Below are 16282 nucleotides of genomic sequence, written 5' to 3' on the forward strand. Positions count from 1 at the left end.
CGGATTCAACAAAAGTACTTACGCACCGTATCACCCTTTTTACAGGATTCTGGATGGCTTTTGTACCATTTGGTCAGATCTGATCGAGTGATTGTCGGCTTACGTCCTCGCTACTACGAAACTGACTGGGCGTTACTCCCGTCACTTTTTTGAACTGATTCGATAAATGAGCGACGCTGCTGTATCCCAGTTCATCGGCAATTTCACTAAGGTTGCGTTCCCGATAGCTGAGTAATTCCTTCGCCTTCTCGATTTTCAGTCGAATCACGTACTGCTCGATGGTTTGCTGTTCACTTTCCGAAAACAGCTTACTCAACGCACTGTACTCGCGGTTAAGCTGCTCAGCCAGATAGTCCGACAGGTTCTGCCGGGCGGGCTGGTTGATATACGCCAACACCAGCCGTTTGATCTGGGTGACGAGCTGCTTGCGTTTGTCTTCCAGGAGTTCAAAGCCCAGTTGTTCCAGTCGCTGTTGCAGGCGGGACCAGTCCGGCACGTCACCGTTCACTTCCACTTCACCCAGCTCCACCCCTTCGGGCGTCATGCCCAGGTCTTCAAAGGTTTGCCGAACCACCATCCTGCAGCGATCACAAACCATGTTTTTGATATATAATTTCATTGTTTCAGTTGTCGGTTTGCGGTTGACGGTTTTCAATTAAAATGGCTGTCAAAACCATACCCTTTCAAAACGGCAGCTCTCAAAACTTTATGTGAATCGTAGTTCATTGAAAACTGAAAACCGTCAATTGAAAACTACTTTACTCCCCAATCTTATACCGAAACCCCACGTAGATCATTCTTCCAATGACGGGACCCCAGACCATGGAGGCGTCGAAGTTTTTTCCGAACGGATCGTTTGCTCCGATAATTGGATTTTTCTGAGTGAAATTAGCCAGGTTTTCACCCCCTACATACAAGGCCCAGGTTCGGAAATTCTTGGTTACCTGAGCATTAAAATTGGAGAAAGCCGGAGCGTATACGGAGGTCAGTGTACCGTCGTGACTATGATCGGTATTTGGAATCCGTCGCCGACCGTTCCACTGCCAGGTAAAGTCTACTTTCCATTTTTCGTATTTGTCACTCGCCCAACCCACGTTGAACAACACCCGATCCCGGTTGACGAACATCTTGGGTAAGAGTACCGTTTCGCCGCCGGGCGTTTGTACGCTTTGCTGAACGTCGAACCAGCGATACGCCAGTTTGACTTCCGTACGCGGTAGCGGCTCGATGTTCCATTCTACCTGAAAACTATTGGCGAAACTTGCTCCCCGCAGGTTGTACACCGAAATCCGGTCCGCCGTTTCCATATCAATAATGAGCTGGTTCTGGAAGTCCGTTCGATAAAAATCCAGCGTGAAGTTTCCCTTGCGGCCAAACCATGACAAGTCTTTCGTCAAGCCCGCTCCGTAGTTCCAGCTTTCTTCCGGGTTCAGCCGCCGATCCAGTACCGACCACGTGCGGGAGTTGACGAGCATCCCGTAGTTTTCGGCTACGGCATTCGCTACCCGCCAGCCTTTTCCGGCACTCAGTCGTAGATCAAATTCAGCGGGCAGGTGGTACAATAGGTGTACTCGCGGCGTAAACCGGGTTCCGTACAGATTGTGAAAGTCCACCCGGCCACCCGCTACCAGCGTTAGTTTCTCGGGAATGGTGTAGGTATACTCGCCGTATAGGCCCGGTACGAGTTCTTTCCGCGTAAACGTTGAATCCTGGAAACGCTCGTTGTAATCATCCAGCATGAAACTGGCTCCGGCCTTGTATGTATGCCGCGTATCGCCGATGATATTCTGATAAATCAGGTTTCCGTACAAAGTCTGCTGGATACCCGAATAATTTCGCAATCCAAACCGGGCCGACGCATCGTGGTAGACGCCATTCAGAATTAACGCCACCCCTTTGTAAGGTTTGGAAGGAAACAATTGGGCAGTCTTGCTGAACACTTCCACGCGACGGGTCCGGTTGCCGAACTCGTACACGCCGGGACGATCTTTTCCGGCTTGTGTCTGTCCACCCGTCCGATCTTCGTACAAAGCCTTCACGCCAAATTGCGTCATCCAGCGGTCGGACTGATACTTCCAGCGATTGATCACATTGGCCTGCGAGTACAGCGGCACATCCAGAAAGCCGTCGCCGTTTTTGTCAATGCGGTTTTGCAGCGTACTGCCATGACTCAGTAAACCCACCGACCATTTTTCGTTGAGTTTGCGAGCCAGATTCAGATTCAGTTCACCCCGACCAAAGCTGTTGACGTAGCCGTTCAGAAAAAGCTGGTCCGGCCCGTCGGGTTTGGCCAGCTCGATATTAATGGCTCCGGTCATGGCTTCATAACCATTCACGACGCTACCCACGCCCTTGGATACATCGATGGAGCTGATCCAGGTGCCCGGCGTATAATTCAAACCGAACGTCGTATTCAGGCCCCGGATGTTGGGAATATTTTCGGTATTGATCTGGACGTAATTTCCGGCCAGTCCGAGCAGTTGAATCTGCTTGGCTCCGGTTACGGCATCCCCGTAGTTGACTGATACGGAAGCATTGGTTTCAAAGCTTTCCGAGAGGTTACAGCAGGCGGCTTTTGCCAAAGCTTTGCTTGGTGATAATTTCCGTTTGAATGGGATTGAGGCGGTCGATACTGGTAGCCGAACTCGTGACGGTTACTTCCTGTAACTGGTTCGTCGATTTCAGATAAATTGTTATCGAAGTCAGCGAATCAATCGTTAAAGTATCGCTTTGGTAACCCACCAGCGAGACTACCAGTCGGCGTTGATCGGCAGTTTTTGGAATGGAAAAGGCTCCCTCCGGATCGGTTTGCGTATGAATGGACGTACCGAGCCAGTAGACGTTCGCTCCGGCCAGCGGCTCGTTTTTACTGTCGGCCTCGGCTACTTTTCCCGTTAACGTTTGAGCAAAAGCAGCCGAAACACTCCACAGGAGCACTACTCCAGTGAATCGTATTCGCTGAAAAAACATAACAATGATGGCTTTGTTGAACAAGAAGGATTCGTCTTCGAAGCCAGGCTCCGAAGGTTACGATCAACCAGCCGTACTCAAATCAGGAAAGATTGGACAAAGGAAAGCAGGGTACGCCCCGCCAGCGGGACCGCCGCCCGGGCCGAAGCCGTGCCGTAGAGCAGTGACTGAATGGCTTCAGTCAGTAACTGAAAGAACGTAAACGCAAAATGAGCCGTAAACTCTACGACCATTTTCACGAATTTGGCCGCCAGCTTGGTTAGCGACGAAGTATACGGAACGTGTTCGTACCGTACTTCTTCTTCACAGCATTTCTGCTTTTTGAAGGTCTGGTGTGTCGGCGTTGAACTGCCTTGCTTCGTACAGGCAGGGCAGCTCTTTTTTTCCATCGACACCAGCGATACTTTCTTCTTGTTCCGGATATGGCACGTGTGCTCCACCAGGCCGAAACCAGTAGAACTGATCAGGACGATCAGCACCATAAAGACGTTAAACAAGCGGAAAAGTAACGACGGTTTCATGCCGTAGATGATTTAGGTACAAAGGTAGATTGTATTTCCGTATCTCGCTGATTTTTCAATCGTTTTGTAAACAATCTCCAGAATTATGTAAATCCTCGCTAAGCTTTTCTCTCTAGCTCTTTCATTCTTTGGATAATCCTGTACTAATCTAAAAATACGAATAATTAAGGGACAAAGGCTAGTTTATAAGTCAGGAGGTCTATTTTTGTCAGTCAAAGCATTCTAAAACCGCTCTTCATGGCTCATTCTACACTAGCCGCATCGGAACAAAAAGCAAAGTTTACCGAGAAGAAATACCTCGTCACACTCGTTTTTGTTACTTCTTTATTTATGCTCTGGGGCTTTGCAATCTCCATGGGCGATGTGCTCAATAAACACTTTCAGAACGTTCTGCACGTATCCAAGGCTGACTCCGGACTGGTCCAGTTTTCCATTTTTGGAGCGTATGCCATTATGAGTGTACCCGCCGGTTTGTTCATGAAAAAATTCGGCTATAAAAACGGCGTACTGCTGGGTCTGATTCTGTACTCGTGCGGGGCCTTTTTGTTCATTCCGGCGGCGAGTTCGGAATCATTCGGGTTTTTCCGGATTGCCCTGTTCATTTTGGCCTGCGGACTGGCGACGCTTGAAACCGTAGCCCACCCCTTCGTGGCGGGTCTGGGCGACGAACGTACGAGTGACCAGCGAATCAACTTCGCCCAGTCTTTCAACGGTCTCGGTACCATCATTGGACCCCTCGTTGGTACGTATCTTCTGTTACGGGAAGGCAGTGAAAGCCACGATCTTGAATCGGTGAAATCTCTGTATTTGATTATTGGTTTTGTGATTGCCGGGATTGCCGTGCTGTTTTCGTTTGTGAAAGTTCCGGTATTTCAGGATGCTCACGCCGTATCGCCCGAGGCGTACGCAGCCCATCCCGAAGCCTTTAAAAGTGAGAAAAAGCTTTTTCAACACCGTCATTTTGTGTGGGCGGCCATTGCTCAGTTTTTCAACGCCGCGGCTCAGGGCGGTACCTGGGCGTACTTTATCAATTACGGTCACGAGAAAATGGGCTTCTCTGATGAAACGGCTGGTTACTACTTCGCCTTTAGTATGGTGATGATGACCGTAGGTCGTTTTGTAGGAACCTTCCTGATGAAATACATTGCTCCGAATAAACTGCTGGCTGCCTTTGCACTAGGTAATATTCTGATGTGTCTGATCGTGGCTCAAAGCTTTGGCTGGCCGTCGTTTATCGCTCTGCTGATGCTGAACTTCTTCTTTAGTATCATGTTCCCCACGATCTTCAGTCTTGGATTGAAGGATCTGGGTCGCCATACGCAACAGGGGTCTTCATTCATTTCGATGGGTGTGGTTGGTGGAGCTTTCTTTCCCTACATCATGGGAACGATTGCTAACACGGACGTAGCTTCGGCGTATTATCTGCCCATCATCTGTTACGCGGTAATCTTTATTTTTGGTGCGAAATTCGCCAAACCAACGGCTTAATTTTGCTGTAAATCACTGCGAAAAAGGCCCTCCGGTTTAAACCGGAGGGCCTTTTTCATTTCGTACAAGGGAGTTGGAAACTGCCCTAGGGTGGGTACAGGTTTGGAAACCTGCACCAGTATACCTAATGTATGCAAGCCCGCAACCCCGGAGGGGTTCAATCTGAATAGCCCCGTATGCAATGCGGGGAACGACCAGCCCGGTAGGCTCAGCCTATCAACGTTTACATCCGTAGCGAATGCTACGGGCAACCCATCGCTGTTTTCCTAACTACTCCTCCCCAAACAGTCCCATCCCTTTCAACCTTTTTATTAACGGATCTTCCCAGATATTTCCAACATTGACCTTCTATTTTCGCTCCGTCAATCCTTACAGAAAAGCTATGAAAATGTTGGTGGTGGAAGATGAACAGGGCCTGGCCGAAAGTATTTCGGCTTATTTATCGCGGGAAGGATACCGCTGTGAAATGGCCGCTACCTACGCCGAAGCCGATGAAAAAATGTATTTGTATGAATACGACTGCGTCATCGTAGACCTGACGCTACCCGGCGGTGATGGCCTGCAACTCATCGAAACGCTCAAAAAGCGAACGGCCTCGACGGGGATCATCATCATTTCGGCCCGTAATGCTCTGGAAGATCGAATTAAAGGGCTGGAAGTAGGCTCAGATGACTATTTGACCAAACCCTTTCACCTTTCCGAACTCAATGCCCGCGTAAAATCCCTGATCCGGCGGCGAAATTTTGGCGGCCACAACGAAATTCAGTACCGTGAAATTCTGGTACAGGTTCAGGCTCGTAAAGTGTTTGTGAATCAGCAGGAAACGGTGCTTTCCCGCAAAGAATACGATCTGTTACTCTACTTTCTGGCGAATATTGACGTAGCTCTCACCAAAGCTTCCATTGCCGAGCACCTCTGGGGCGACCACATCGACTCCGCCGATTCGTTGGATATGGTGTATTCGCACATTAAAAACCTGCGTCGCAAGCTCGTCGAAAAAGGAAGTGGCGATTATATTCGATCCATCTACGGCATTGGCTACAAATTTGGAACGGCATGAGATTGCTCGAAAAAACCAACCGGATCTATCTGCTCTTTTCGGTGATCCTGTATCTGGCTACGGCTCTGGCGTTCTACGGAATTATCAAGTGGCTCATTTACGATGAAGTAGAAAACCGGCTGCTGGTGGAGAAACGGGATTTCCAACTCTACATCCAGCATTACGGCTGGACGGCTAACTCGTACTTCGTCGAAAACAAAATCGAAGTAGAGTTAGGCTCTGTACCCTCGGGCTTTAAGGAATCGTTTAAGGATACCCTGATTGAAGATCGGTATACGCAAAAGCTGGTCCCCTTTCGGCAACTGACGTTCTACGAATCCATTAAAGGCGTTGAGCATCGGGTGGCCATTCGCAAATCCATGATTCAGTCGTACCGGCTGATGGAGGCGATCACGTTCACGATGGCCACGGTACTGGCTCTACTACTCGCGGGAACGTACTGGTTCCAGGATCGCCTCTCGGGACGCATCTGGCAGCCTTTTTACGAGACGCTATCCCGCATCAAGCAATTTGATTTAGTACGCGGACAACACTTGCAGCTGGATCAGCCCGACATCATCGAATTCAGGGAACTCAATGAAGTGTTACAGAAAATGTCCGATCAGATTCTGCACGATTATCTGCATTTGAAGGAATTCACCGAAAACGCTTCCCACGAATTACAAACTCCTCTGGCCCTGATTACGGCCAAAGTAGAAGAATTGATTCAATCCGAGCATCTGACGGAAAACCAGACCCGCTGGATTCAAACCATTTACGAAGCATCCCTACGCATGTCACGACTGTATCAGGGCTTGCTATTACTGGCCAGGATTGAAAACCGACAGTTTGCCAATGAACAACCCATCAATCTCAGTGATCAACTACTGGAGAGATTGCGGGACATGGAAGAGTTGTTTCAGTACAAGGGCATTCGGCTGCATACGAATATAGACGCTCCGTTTTGGGTTAACCTGCCCCCCGTACTGGCCGAAAACCTGATTACCAATCTGGTGAGTAATGCCTTACGCCATAACGTGCCACAGGGAGAAATCTGGCTGTACGCCACCGATTCTGACTTGTGCCTGAGCAATACGGGGCATCCCCTGCAAAATGCCCCTAAGGATTTGTTTTCCCGCTTTAAAAAAGAAGGGGTTTCTTCGGAATCGGTGGGTCTGGGTTTATCGATTGTAAAAGAAATCTGCGATCAGTATGGTCTGCAGATTCACTATACCGAACAGGAAGGCATTCACAAGTTCTGCCTGAGTAACAAGACGGTCGTTGCATAAAAAAGGTCCCGATGATGATTCACCGGGACCTTTACTAACCGATCTGTTATTACTGTTGTACGATTTTCACTACGACAAAATCTTCTCTGCCCGCATCCGCTGCCAGAAAACTTCCGACGTCCAGCCGAACAATGTCAACACCCGCCCGGGTAAGATAGGCCTTGATACTATTGGCTTGTTTGAATGCGTTTTTCTTGTTGGCAGCCTGCCGCGTTACGCCCGTAAACTTGAGCTGCAAACTGGGATACTTCTTCATTAGTGCAACCAAACCATCCATCGCCGGCGTGGATTGGGGCGTTAGTTCGTTCGTTAGCGGATCAAAAGAGATGCCTTCAAAAACAAACGTTTTCCCTGCTTTACTAAGCGGGTTGTTCAAATGCTGCGTCAGCTTTTCGGCTAATGATTCACCGGCAGGCGTCGTGACGGGCGTTGCATTGGGTGTCGTGGCGACCTGCGTTGTATCCGGGTATCGGGCCGTCGAATCCGTGGGCAAGGCCACTTCTTCGGTAGCCGTCGTATCCTGCAGGGCCGCCGACTGTACCGTGTCACCGTAGTGTTGCCAGGCGTAGTAACCGCCACCGAGTACGGCCAGCAAAGCTACCCCGCCTACAATCGCCTTCCAGGGAAAGGTGGGATTCTCGGTCAGATCCGCGTAAGGATTATCAGTTTGGGGACGACTTCGGGTACGCGATACAACTTCGGCTTCGGCTTCTTCCGTGGGCGTTACGTAACCAATGCGTTCCATATCTTCAATGGAAAGCGTCGTTACGACTTTGTCCAGTAATTCGGGATCGGCCTCTTTGGTCAGGTAATCTTTCTGCGTACGCAGGATCATAGCCAGTCCAACCGGGTCCAGATTTTGATCTTTTACCTGTTTGCCCAGAATATCCAGGGTCAGGTACGACAATGCACCCAGCACGCTGGTTGCCGAGGAACTACGAATGCGGGCATGGCTGGCAATCATAGCGATAAGAATGCTCCGTTTATCGGGCAATAAGTGGCTGAACAGATTACTTCCTTTCTGGATAATCTGACTAGCCTGATCCCGATCCCGAAATTGAGCAGACAGGGGTCCTAAGTGATTGCCATAGAGGTTTTCCCGCTCAATGGCTTTGTACATGGCCTTTGCCCCACTCTCGGTCGATGACCTTTTCAAAAAAGCAGCTACTACGGACAAAGCCGTTACCTCCGCTGCCTGCCGGGTTTTTCCGGCATCTTCATTAATATGGGAAGCCATAGCCTCCACCAGATCGGCGGAGAGATAGTCTTTCAGGTACGAAAAAATGTTCATCGGTAGTAATTAGGAGGTTCGGTTTCTCATTCCCAGCCATCATCCGATTTCGGCTTGGGCTTCGCTACAGTCTTTTTCTGAGCAACGGCAGTTTTTCCTCCTCCCACTGAAGTAATGGGTTGATCTTTTTCAGCCCGTGTGAAAACTCTACTTACGATTTTCCAGTCGTTTCCGATTTTCATCAGCGACAAAAAGTCAACAAATTTAAAAGACTCCAGCTGCATTTCCAGTACGGCCGAACCCGCCGTACCCAAATAACTGTAGGATACAATCCGACCCGTCCAGTTGGCTCCACTTTTGGGCGTACGACCAATAAACTCCTTTACGGGCGTGCTCGTGACGCGGCCATTGGCCAGACTACGCAGGTTTGCCGTGGGGTAAAATGCCCGGTTCAGACTGGCCGTATCGCCGGTTGCTCCGCCATCAATATAGTTTTGGAGGGTTTCCTTAATCGCAGCATCTTCGCTTTGAGCCTGAGCCGTAAAGCTTGCCACAACAAGCGTGAGAATGGGTAAGAGCGTCTTCATGAGTGGTTGTATCTGTTAGCCTGGAATAATGGCAAAACAATATTTTTTTTAGCGTAGTAAAAAGCTTTCGTTAAACAGTTTTTGGTTCCTGCTGTACTTTCAGTAGTTGCTCAGCAATTCGCTGAACACTCGCTTCCAGCGAATGAAATTGAAAATTCAGGCTTTGTTCCAGTTTGGTACTGGGGTAGAAAAAGTGTAATTGTGAAGTACGGGCCGTCTCTTTGGTTACTAACGGTTGCTTCTGGGTGAACACGGCTTTGAAGGCTTCCCACCGCCACGCTACCTCGGCCAGCAAGGGTGTAACGCCGTAGCGGGGGGCATTCTTGCCCATGTACTGAGCAATTAATTCAAAAAAATGTTTGTAGGATGTTTTGCCGCCATTTACGATGAATCGTTCATCCTGAATGTCGCTTTGCAGTAGCTGGTAGATCGCTTCGGCTACATCCAGTACATCGACGTAATTCAGCGTACCATTCGTGTAGAATGGCTTTTCATCGTATACGTACTTAAACAGAGCGGTACTACTCCGGTGCCAGTCGCCCTCGCCAATCACCACGCTGGGGTTGACGATGACGGCCGGTAGGCCTTCGGAAATTCCCCGCCATACTTCCAGTTCAGCCTGGTATTTCGAGATGGCGTAATGGGAGTTCAGCGGCGAATCTTCCCATTTCTGGTTTTCGTTTACGACCGTGGGCCGATCCGGATTCGTACTCTGTTGAGCGGGTCGGCCCAAGGCAGCCACCGAACTGATGTAAGCCAGTTTCTGAATTCCGGCGTGCAGACAGGCATTAACGACGTTAGCCGTACCTTCCACGTTAACCTGATATAATTTTGCTTTTTCTTTCGGCGAAAAGGATACCATTGCCGCGGCGTGTACGACCTGCGTACAACCCTGAAGGGCAATTTCGAGCGAAGATACGTCCAGTACATCGCCCTCCACCCACTCGATTTCTGATTCCACGTCCTGTACCAACGACAGGTCACTACCAGCCCGGCGAATGGCCCGTACGGAAATCCCTTCCGCAAGAAATTTTTTAGCTATAAAACTACCAATCAGGCCATTAGCCCCGGTGAGAAGAATCATTCGATTAAGCAGAAACGATACTACTGTCAAGAAGAGCCGGAGCCCGGTCAGCGGAAATTGGTTCGGTATTTGACCGCCCTTCCGTACTGATGAGTCAAAAGTACGCATTTTTGGGAATTGCTGAACTTCGTGGCTCGTATCTATTCGCTGAACGGAGTCCTTTAAAAATGTTTACTTTTGCGGCTCTAATGACCCTTTTTTCATGTCTGAGAAGAAATTTAATCGAACCACCGTCACCGCGGCTCTCATCTACGCCAATGGTCCCATTCACATCGGGCACCTGGCGGGATGCTACGTGCCGGCTGACGTATATGTACGCTACCTGCGAGCCAAAGGCCAGGAGGTAGCCTTTATTTCGGGCACCGACGAACACGGCGTCCCCATCACGATTCGGGCCCAGAAAGAAGGAATTACGCCTCAGGAAGTTGTTGATAAGTATTACACCCAGATCAGTAAATCGTTCGCGGATTTCGGGATCAACTTTGACATTTATTCCCGTACCTCCAAGCCGGTACACCACGAAATGTCGCAGGATATTTTCCTGCAACTGTACAACCAGGGCAAATTCGTGGAGGAAGTTACCGAGCAGTACTACGATGAAAAAGCGGGTCAGTTTCTGGCCGATCGCTATATCGTGGGAACCTGCCCCGTATGCGGCAACGAAAACGCCTACGGTGACCAGTGCGAACGTTGTGGCAGTACGCTGAGTCCTCGGGAACTGATCAATCCCCGCTCGATGCTGTCGGGTGAAACGCCGATTCTGAAAGCGACCAAGAACTGGAACCTTCCCCTCGACGCCATGCAGCCCGAATTGGAAGCCTACGTGGCCAGTCACCCCGAATGGAAAACCAACGTAGCTGGACAGGTACGCTCCTGGCTCAACGAAGGTCTGAAGCCCCGAGCGATGACGCGGGATCTGGACTGGGGCATCAAGGTACCCTTACCCGATGCGGAAGGTAAAGTGATGTACGTCTGGTTTGATGCTCCCATTGGTTACATCACCTTTACGAAAGAACTGAAAGGGGATGATTGGGAAAAATGGTGGAAAGCCGACGATACGCGACTGGTTCACTTCATCGGAAAAGATAACATTGTCTTCCATTGCCTGATTTTCCCGGCGATGCTGATGGCCGATGGACGGTTTATTCCTGGTGCGGATAATGTACCGGCCAATGAGTTCATGAACCTGGAAGGCGATAAAATCTCGACCTCCCGAAACTGGGCCGTCTGGCTGCACGAGTACCTGGAAGATATGCCCGGCAAGCAGGATGTACTTCGCTATGTACTGATTGCCAATGCTCCCGAAACGAAAGATTCAGAGTTTACCTGGAAAGATTACCAGACCCGGAACAACTCCGAGCTGGTAGGAATCCTGGGTAACTTTGTGAACCGTGCCCTGGTACTCACAGAAAAGAACTTCGGACCGGCCGTACCCGCTCGGGGCGAGCTGACCGAAGTGGATCAGAAAATGCTGGACGATCTGGCTCAGTACCCCGCCCGCATCGCCGATTCGCTGGAAAACTTCCGCCTCCGCGAAGGGTTGAGTCTGTTTATGGAAGTAGCCCGATTGGGCAATCAGTATTTAGCGGCAACTGAGCCCTGGAAAGTACTGAAAGAAAACCCGGAACGGGCCGCTACGATTTTAAACCTGAGCCTGCAATTGACGGCTACCCTGGCGATTCTGGCGGAACCCTTCCTGCCCTTCACGGCGGAAAAACTGCGGACTACGCTACATTTCACCGAGGCGGATTGGTCCAAAGCGGGTCAGCTAAACTTGCTGGCTGAGGGACATGTCATTGAAAATACGGGTCTTCTGTTCGAAAAAATCGAAGATGCTGTGATTGAAGCTCAGGTTCAGAAATTATTGAATACGAAGAAAATGAACGAACTGGCCTCCAAAACGCCTGCTCCCGCGAAAGAACCGGTTACTTACGACGACTTCGCCAAACTCGATATTCGCGTGGCTACGATTACAGCCGCTGAAGCCGTCCCCAAATCCAAAAAATTACTGAAGCTAACGCTCGATACGGGACTGGATACGCGAACGGTTGTGAGTGGTATTGCCGAACATTTTTCACCCGAGGCCATCGTTGGTCAGCAGGTGTCGCTGCTGGCGAACCTGGCTCCGCGTAAGATGATGGGCATTGAATCCCAGGGAATGATTCTGATGGCAGAAGACCGGGATGGTAAATTACAGTTTATCCGTCCGGGCGAACCCGTATGGAACGGTGGTACCATCTCCTAACGTACTGAAGGTATGAAGCCGATTAAAATAGGAATCATTAATGTTTCGGACCGGGCCAGTGCGGGTATTTACGAAGACATTCCGGGGAAAGCTATTCTCTCGACGCTGACGGAGTATCTGGTTAATGACTGGGAACCCGTATACCGAGTCATTCCCGATGAACAGGAGCTTATTTCCCAGACGCTCATCGAACTGGCGGATCAGGAAGGCTGCTGTCTGGTGGTTACCTCGGGGGGTACGGGTCCCGCTCCCCGCGACGTAACGCCGGAAGCTACCGAAGCCGTTTGTCAGAAAATGATGCCCGGCTTTGGGGAACTGATGCGGAAAGTAAGTCTGGAATACGTACCGACGGCTATCCTTTCCCGGCAAACGGCGGGTATTCGTGGGGCGTGTCTGATCGTCAATTTGCCCGGCAAGCCCTCGGCCATTCGGCAATGTCTGGATGCGGTATTTCCCGCCATTCCGTATTGCATTGATCTGATCGGCGGCCCGTTTCTGCAAACGAATGAAACGGTAATGAAAGCCTTTCGCCCGAAATCAGCATAATAAAAACGGCCTCAGATTTGTGAATCTGAGGCGTTTTTATTGTCTATTGCCTAAGCCCTATAATCGGCTTATGCGTTCTGACTGCGTGTAGGAATCGCGTTGCGGGGTTTCGTTATTTTGGTCTTCACCTTCGTACTCACCCGTGCCAACGCCACCATTACCGGCACCACGGCCACTTTGATTGCCACTGCCCCGATTGGGTTCAGCTCCCTGCTGTGACTGGTTTTGACCCGCCTGCTGGGCTTGCTGATTGCCCTGATTTTGGTTACGATTCATTTGATTCTCGTCAGAACCTTGTTGCTGACCAGATTGATTTTGTTGATTTTCCATAGTCTTTTCAGGTTAATGAGATCCGAACGAATTTGATCGTTACACACCTCTTACTACTATGATTCATGTCAAAAATACTATTCCATCTACGTTTTGTGTAAAACACAATGAACGTAAATGTTTTAATTTTTAGAGATATGATCCCTTACCGTCTATTTACGCTGGTGTATGTTGACCTTCCGCGATTTCTTCAATCATTTTTGCATTGAATGCAGGAATGTCATCGGGTTTACGGCTGGTTACCAGACCATTGTCCGTCACTACTTCTTCGTCTACCCATTCGGCACCAGCGTTGATCAGGTCCGTTTTCAAGGAGGGATAGGAAGTCAGCTTCCGGCCTTCTACTACGTCTGCTTCAATCAGCATAATCGGAGCGTGACAAATAGCAGCTACTGGTTTACCACTTTCAAAGAAGTGTTCGACAAATGCTACCGCATCCGTTTCCATCCGCAGTGAGTCCGGATTCATGACCCCACCGGGTAATAACAGGGCATCGTAATCTTCGGGGTTAGCTTCCGACAGCGGTACATCTACGTTAAACGTATCGCCCCAATCGGTATGATCCCATCCTTTCACTTCTTTGTCTTTCGGAGAATGATTTTAGTTTCAGCCCCGGCATCAATCAGTGCTTGTTGGGGTTCCGTTAATTCTACTTGCTCGAAGCCATCCGTTACCAGGATCGCTACTTTCTTACCTTGCAGCTTCTGTTCCATGTTTTTAGTTTATTACGTTGGGTTGTACCCTTTTTGTTGAAAAAGCCATACCTCAAGTGAGCCAAAATTCTTCAAACGTTTAGCCAGAAATGGAAACTTCATTTACGTAACTCACTGAAAAACAGCATATCATTTAAAATACAATGTTTCCATGAAGCTCCAATCGTTTGAAAATACGTATCCGCTGAGTCGTTATCAGGTATAGAAATTCCGCCCACTAGTGCGGCAAGCCCACCTCATCCGACCCTAGTTTAGACAAAACGATTAGTCTACGCTTGCATAAATAAACAAACGTTCATTTATTCGCGAATGAAATGAGGTATAAAGACGAAACCAAAGAACAGGCCATTCGGGAAAAGGCCATCACCATGATTGTGGAAAGCGGACTGGATGGCTTGAGTATGCAACGACTGGCTAAGGCCGCTAACGTCTCCCCGGCAACACTGTACATTTACTTTCAGGATCGCGATGATCTGATTGTCCAGCTGAGCGTGGAAGAAAACCGTCGCATGATGATCGCTACGCTGGAGAACTTCGATCCCGACATGTCTTTTGCGGAAGGGTTACGGATTCAATGGCTGAACCGGGCCCGCTTTTGTCTGGAAAACCCGATAGCCTCGCTGTTTATGGAACAAATTCGTCATTCGCCCTACCACCAGCGGGCCAGCGAATTAGTAGGATCGGAATTCCATCAAACGCTGGGCCTGTTTGTACGAAACAATATTGCCCGCAATGAACTGGTGAGTCTCCCATTCGAAGTCTACTGGTCAGTAGCTTTTTCACCCTTGTATCAACTGGTAAAATTTCATGTTCAGGGTCGTAGCTTCCCTAACCGCCCGGCGTTTCAGCTCACGGAGCCGGTTATTCTACAGGCTCTGGAATTAGTTTTAAAAGCACTTAAACCGTAGGGTTATGCGGGTGTCGTTCGCGTAGAACTACTCCTGTAAACCATTATCCCTATTCTCTTCCTAACTCAATTCATGGCATCTTCCGCACGTTTTACCCGCTACGAAGGCTTCGTCATCGCCGTACTGGCCATTCTACAGTTTACCATTATTCTGGATTTCATGGTTCTTTCGCCGCTCGGAGCCATCCTGATGCCGACCTTACACATCACCCCCGTACAGTTTGGCTGGGTGGTATCGGCATACGCGTTCAGTGCCGGAGCTTCGGGATTACTGGCGGCGGGCTTCGCCGACAATTTTGACCGAAAAAAACTGCTTCTGTTTTTCTATACGGGTTTTACGCTTGGTACCTTTTTGTGCAGCATCGCGACAGATTATCACTTTCTGCTCTTTGCCCGCATTTTTACGGGTTTGTTCGGCGGCGTGATCGGTTCGATTTGCTCGGCTATTATTACCGATTTGTTTGCCCTTGAGGTACGGGGTCGCGTGATGGGTTTTGTACAGATGGCCTTTGCCACCAGTCAGGTACTGGGCATCCCCATTGGCCTGTACCTAGCCAATGAATTTGGCTGGCATTCGCCCTTTACGATGATTGTACTTTTCTGTATCGTCATTGGTATTCTGATTCTGGTGTACCTCAAACCCATCGACAAACACCTGGGACTCAATACGGAGCACAATGCCTTCAAGCACCTGGGCCAAACGCTTTCGCAGTCCAACTACCTGCTGGCTTTTGCTACGACGACCTTGCTGGCGATGGGTGGCTACATGTTAATGCCCTTTGGCAGTGCGTTCAGTGTACATAACCTGAAAATTCCGTTTGATAAACTTCCGATGGTCTACATCGTAACGGGGATCAGCTCAATGATTGCCGGGCCGCTTCTTGGGAAGTACAGCGATGTGATTGGCAAGTATCGTCTGTTTGTAATGGGATCGATTCTGTCAATGATCATGACGGGGATTTACGGAAACCTGGGCCCTACCCCGATCTGGATTGTCATTGTTATCAACGTCTTTCTTTTCATGGGCATCACGTCCCGTATCATTTCTTCCTCAGCTCTGATGACGGCCATTCCCAAACCGCAGGACCGCGGAGCATTTATGAGTATCAACGCATCAGTTCAGCAAATGGCTGGTGGATTGGCCGCCGCTGCCGCCGGATTCATTGTCTCGGAAACGCCCTCGGGCTACATCGAGCATTACGACCGACTGAGCTACGTGGTCATTGCCGGTTCCATGCTGGCCATTGTGATGATGTACTTCGTCAATCAGATGGTGCAACGAAAACTGGCCACGCCGGCCGTACCCGTGTAGAATCGGCCTGGCTTTGAATT

15 protein-coding genes and 1 pseudogene are annotated in these 16282 nt (G+C 49.6%); 7 read left to right on the forward strand and 9 right to left on the reverse strand.

The window, feature by feature from the left end:
- Nucleotides 1-73: 73 nt before the first annotated feature.
- The 4 genes from BWI97_RS07800 to BWI97_RS07810 all read right to left on the reverse strand — a co-directional run bounded on the left by BWI97_RS07800 (nt 74) and on the right by BWI97_RS07810 (nt 3491).
- The gene (locus BWI97_RS07800; RefSeq protein WP_102200609.1) at nt 74-619 is read right to left on the reverse strand and encodes an AraC family transcriptional regulator; all 546 of its coding nucleotides are present in this window, start codon (nt 617-619) and stop codon (nt 74-76) included.
- A gap of 139 nt (nt 620-758) precedes the next feature.
- Nucleotides 759-2582, reverse strand: coding sequence for a TonB-dependent siderophore receptor (locus BWI97_RS07805; protein WP_233207777.1), 1824 nt, complete (start codon nt 2580-2582; stop codon nt 759-761).
- Entirely contained in the window at nt 2560-2970 is a 411-nt protein-coding gene (locus tag BWI97_RS28265; protein ID WP_233207778.1) for a carboxypeptidase-like regulatory domain-containing protein, read from the reverse strand. The genes BWI97_RS07805 and BWI97_RS28265 overlap by 23 nt, the downstream gene beginning before the upstream one ends.
- Before the next feature lie 77 nt (nt 2971-3047).
- Nucleotides 3048-3491 carry a hypothetical protein gene (locus BWI97_RS07810; RefSeq protein ID WP_146010893.1) on the reverse strand — a complete coding sequence of 148 codons (444 nt, stop codon included), beginning with the start codon at nt 3489-3491 and terminating at the stop codon, nt 3048-3050.
- 237 nt (nt 3492-3728) lie between these two features.
- Between BWI97_RS07810 and BWI97_RS07815 the strand changes: the two genes are divergently transcribed.
- The 3 genes from BWI97_RS07815 (at nt 3729) to BWI97_RS07830 (ending at nt 7307) form a co-directional block, all read left to right on the forward strand.
- Nucleotides 3729-4979 carry a sugar MFS transporter gene (locus BWI97_RS07815; protein ID WP_102200611.1) on the forward strand — a complete coding sequence of 417 codons (1251 nt, stop codon included), beginning with the start codon at nt 3729-3731 and terminating at the stop codon, nt 4977-4979.
- 382 nt (nt 4980-5361) lie between these two features.
- Nucleotides 5362-6039 (forward strand): response regulator transcription factor, encoded by a 678-nt coding sequence (locus tag BWI97_RS07825; RefSeq protein WP_094813868.1) that lies wholly within the window; start codon nt 5362-5364, stop codon nt 6037-6039.
- The gene (locus BWI97_RS07830; RefSeq protein ID WP_102200613.1) at nt 6036-7307 is read left to right on the forward strand and encodes a HAMP domain-containing sensor histidine kinase; all 1272 of its coding nucleotides are present in this window, start codon (nt 6036-6038) and stop codon (nt 7305-7307) included. Before BWI97_RS07825 ends, BWI97_RS07830 begins: the two co-directional genes overlap by 4 nt.
- A 49-nt stretch (nt 7308-7356) precedes the next feature.
- Here the strand turns inward: BWI97_RS07830 and BWI97_RS07835 are convergent, their stop codons facing one another.
- From BWI97_RS07835 to BWI97_RS07845, 3 genes are all read right to left on the reverse strand, one after another.
- On the reverse strand, nt 7357-8598 hold the full coding sequence (locus BWI97_RS07835; RefSeq protein WP_102200614.1) for a DUF937 domain-containing protein: 1242 nt from the start codon (nt 8596-8598) through the stop codon (nt 7357-7359).
- 26 nt (nt 8599-8624) lie between these two features.
- The gene (locus tag BWI97_RS07840; RefSeq protein WP_102200615.1) at nt 8625-9125 is read right to left on the reverse strand and encodes a nuclear transport factor 2 family protein; all 501 of its coding nucleotides are present in this window, start codon (nt 9123-9125) and stop codon (nt 8625-8627) included.
- A 70-nt stretch (nt 9126-9195) separates the two neighbouring features.
- The gene (locus tag BWI97_RS07845) at nt 9196-10209 is read right to left on the reverse strand and encodes an NAD-dependent epimerase/dehydratase family protein (RefSeq protein ID WP_094813870.1); all 1014 of its coding nucleotides are present in this window, start codon (nt 10207-10209) and stop codon (nt 9196-9198) included.
- Between the two features lie 202 nt (nt 10210-10411).
- On the opposite strand from BWI97_RS07845, the gene metG reads away from it, so the two are divergent.
- The gene (gene metG, locus BWI97_RS07850; RefSeq protein ID WP_102200616.1) at nt 10412-12454 is read left to right on the forward strand and encodes a methionine--tRNA ligase; all 2043 of its coding nucleotides are present in this window, start codon (nt 10412-10414) and stop codon (nt 12452-12454) included.
- Between the two features lie 12 nt (nt 12455-12466).
- A complete protein-coding gene (gene mog / locus BWI97_RS07855) occupies nt 12467-13000 on the forward strand; it encodes a molybdopterin adenylyltransferase (RefSeq protein WP_102200617.1) in 534 nt (177 codons plus the stop codon).
- A gap of 57 nt (nt 13001-13057) precedes the next feature.
- Here mog and BWI97_RS07860 read toward each other — a convergent pair whose 3' ends face one another.
- Nucleotides 13058-13330 (reverse strand): hypothetical protein, encoded by a 273-nt coding sequence (locus BWI97_RS07860; RefSeq protein ID WP_102200618.1) that lies wholly within the window; start codon nt 13328-13330, stop codon nt 13058-13060.
- 156 nt (nt 13331-13486) lie between these two features.
- Nucleotides 13487-14043 (reverse strand): annotated as a pseudogene (locus BWI97_RS07865) (type 1 glutamine amidotransferase domain-containing protein).
- Nucleotides 14044-14357: 314 nt separating this feature from the next.
- On the opposite strand from BWI97_RS07865, the gene BWI97_RS07870 reads away from it, so the two are divergent.
- Complete coding sequence (locus BWI97_RS07870) at nt 14358-14951, forward strand: TetR/AcrR family transcriptional regulator (protein ID WP_102200619.1); 594 nt, start codon at nt 14358-14360, stop codon at nt 14949-14951.
- Between the two features lie 72 nt (nt 14952-15023).
- A complete protein-coding gene (locus BWI97_RS07875) occupies nt 15024-16262 on the forward strand; it encodes an MFS transporter (RefSeq protein WP_102200620.1) in 1239 nt (412 codons plus the stop codon).
- Nucleotides 16263-16282 lie beyond the last annotated feature (20 nt).

The sequence above is a fragment of the Siphonobacter sp. BAB-5405 genome (assembly GCF_002872335.1).
GTDB lineage: Bacteria > Bacteroidota > Bacteroidia > Cytophagales > Spirosomataceae > Siphonobacter.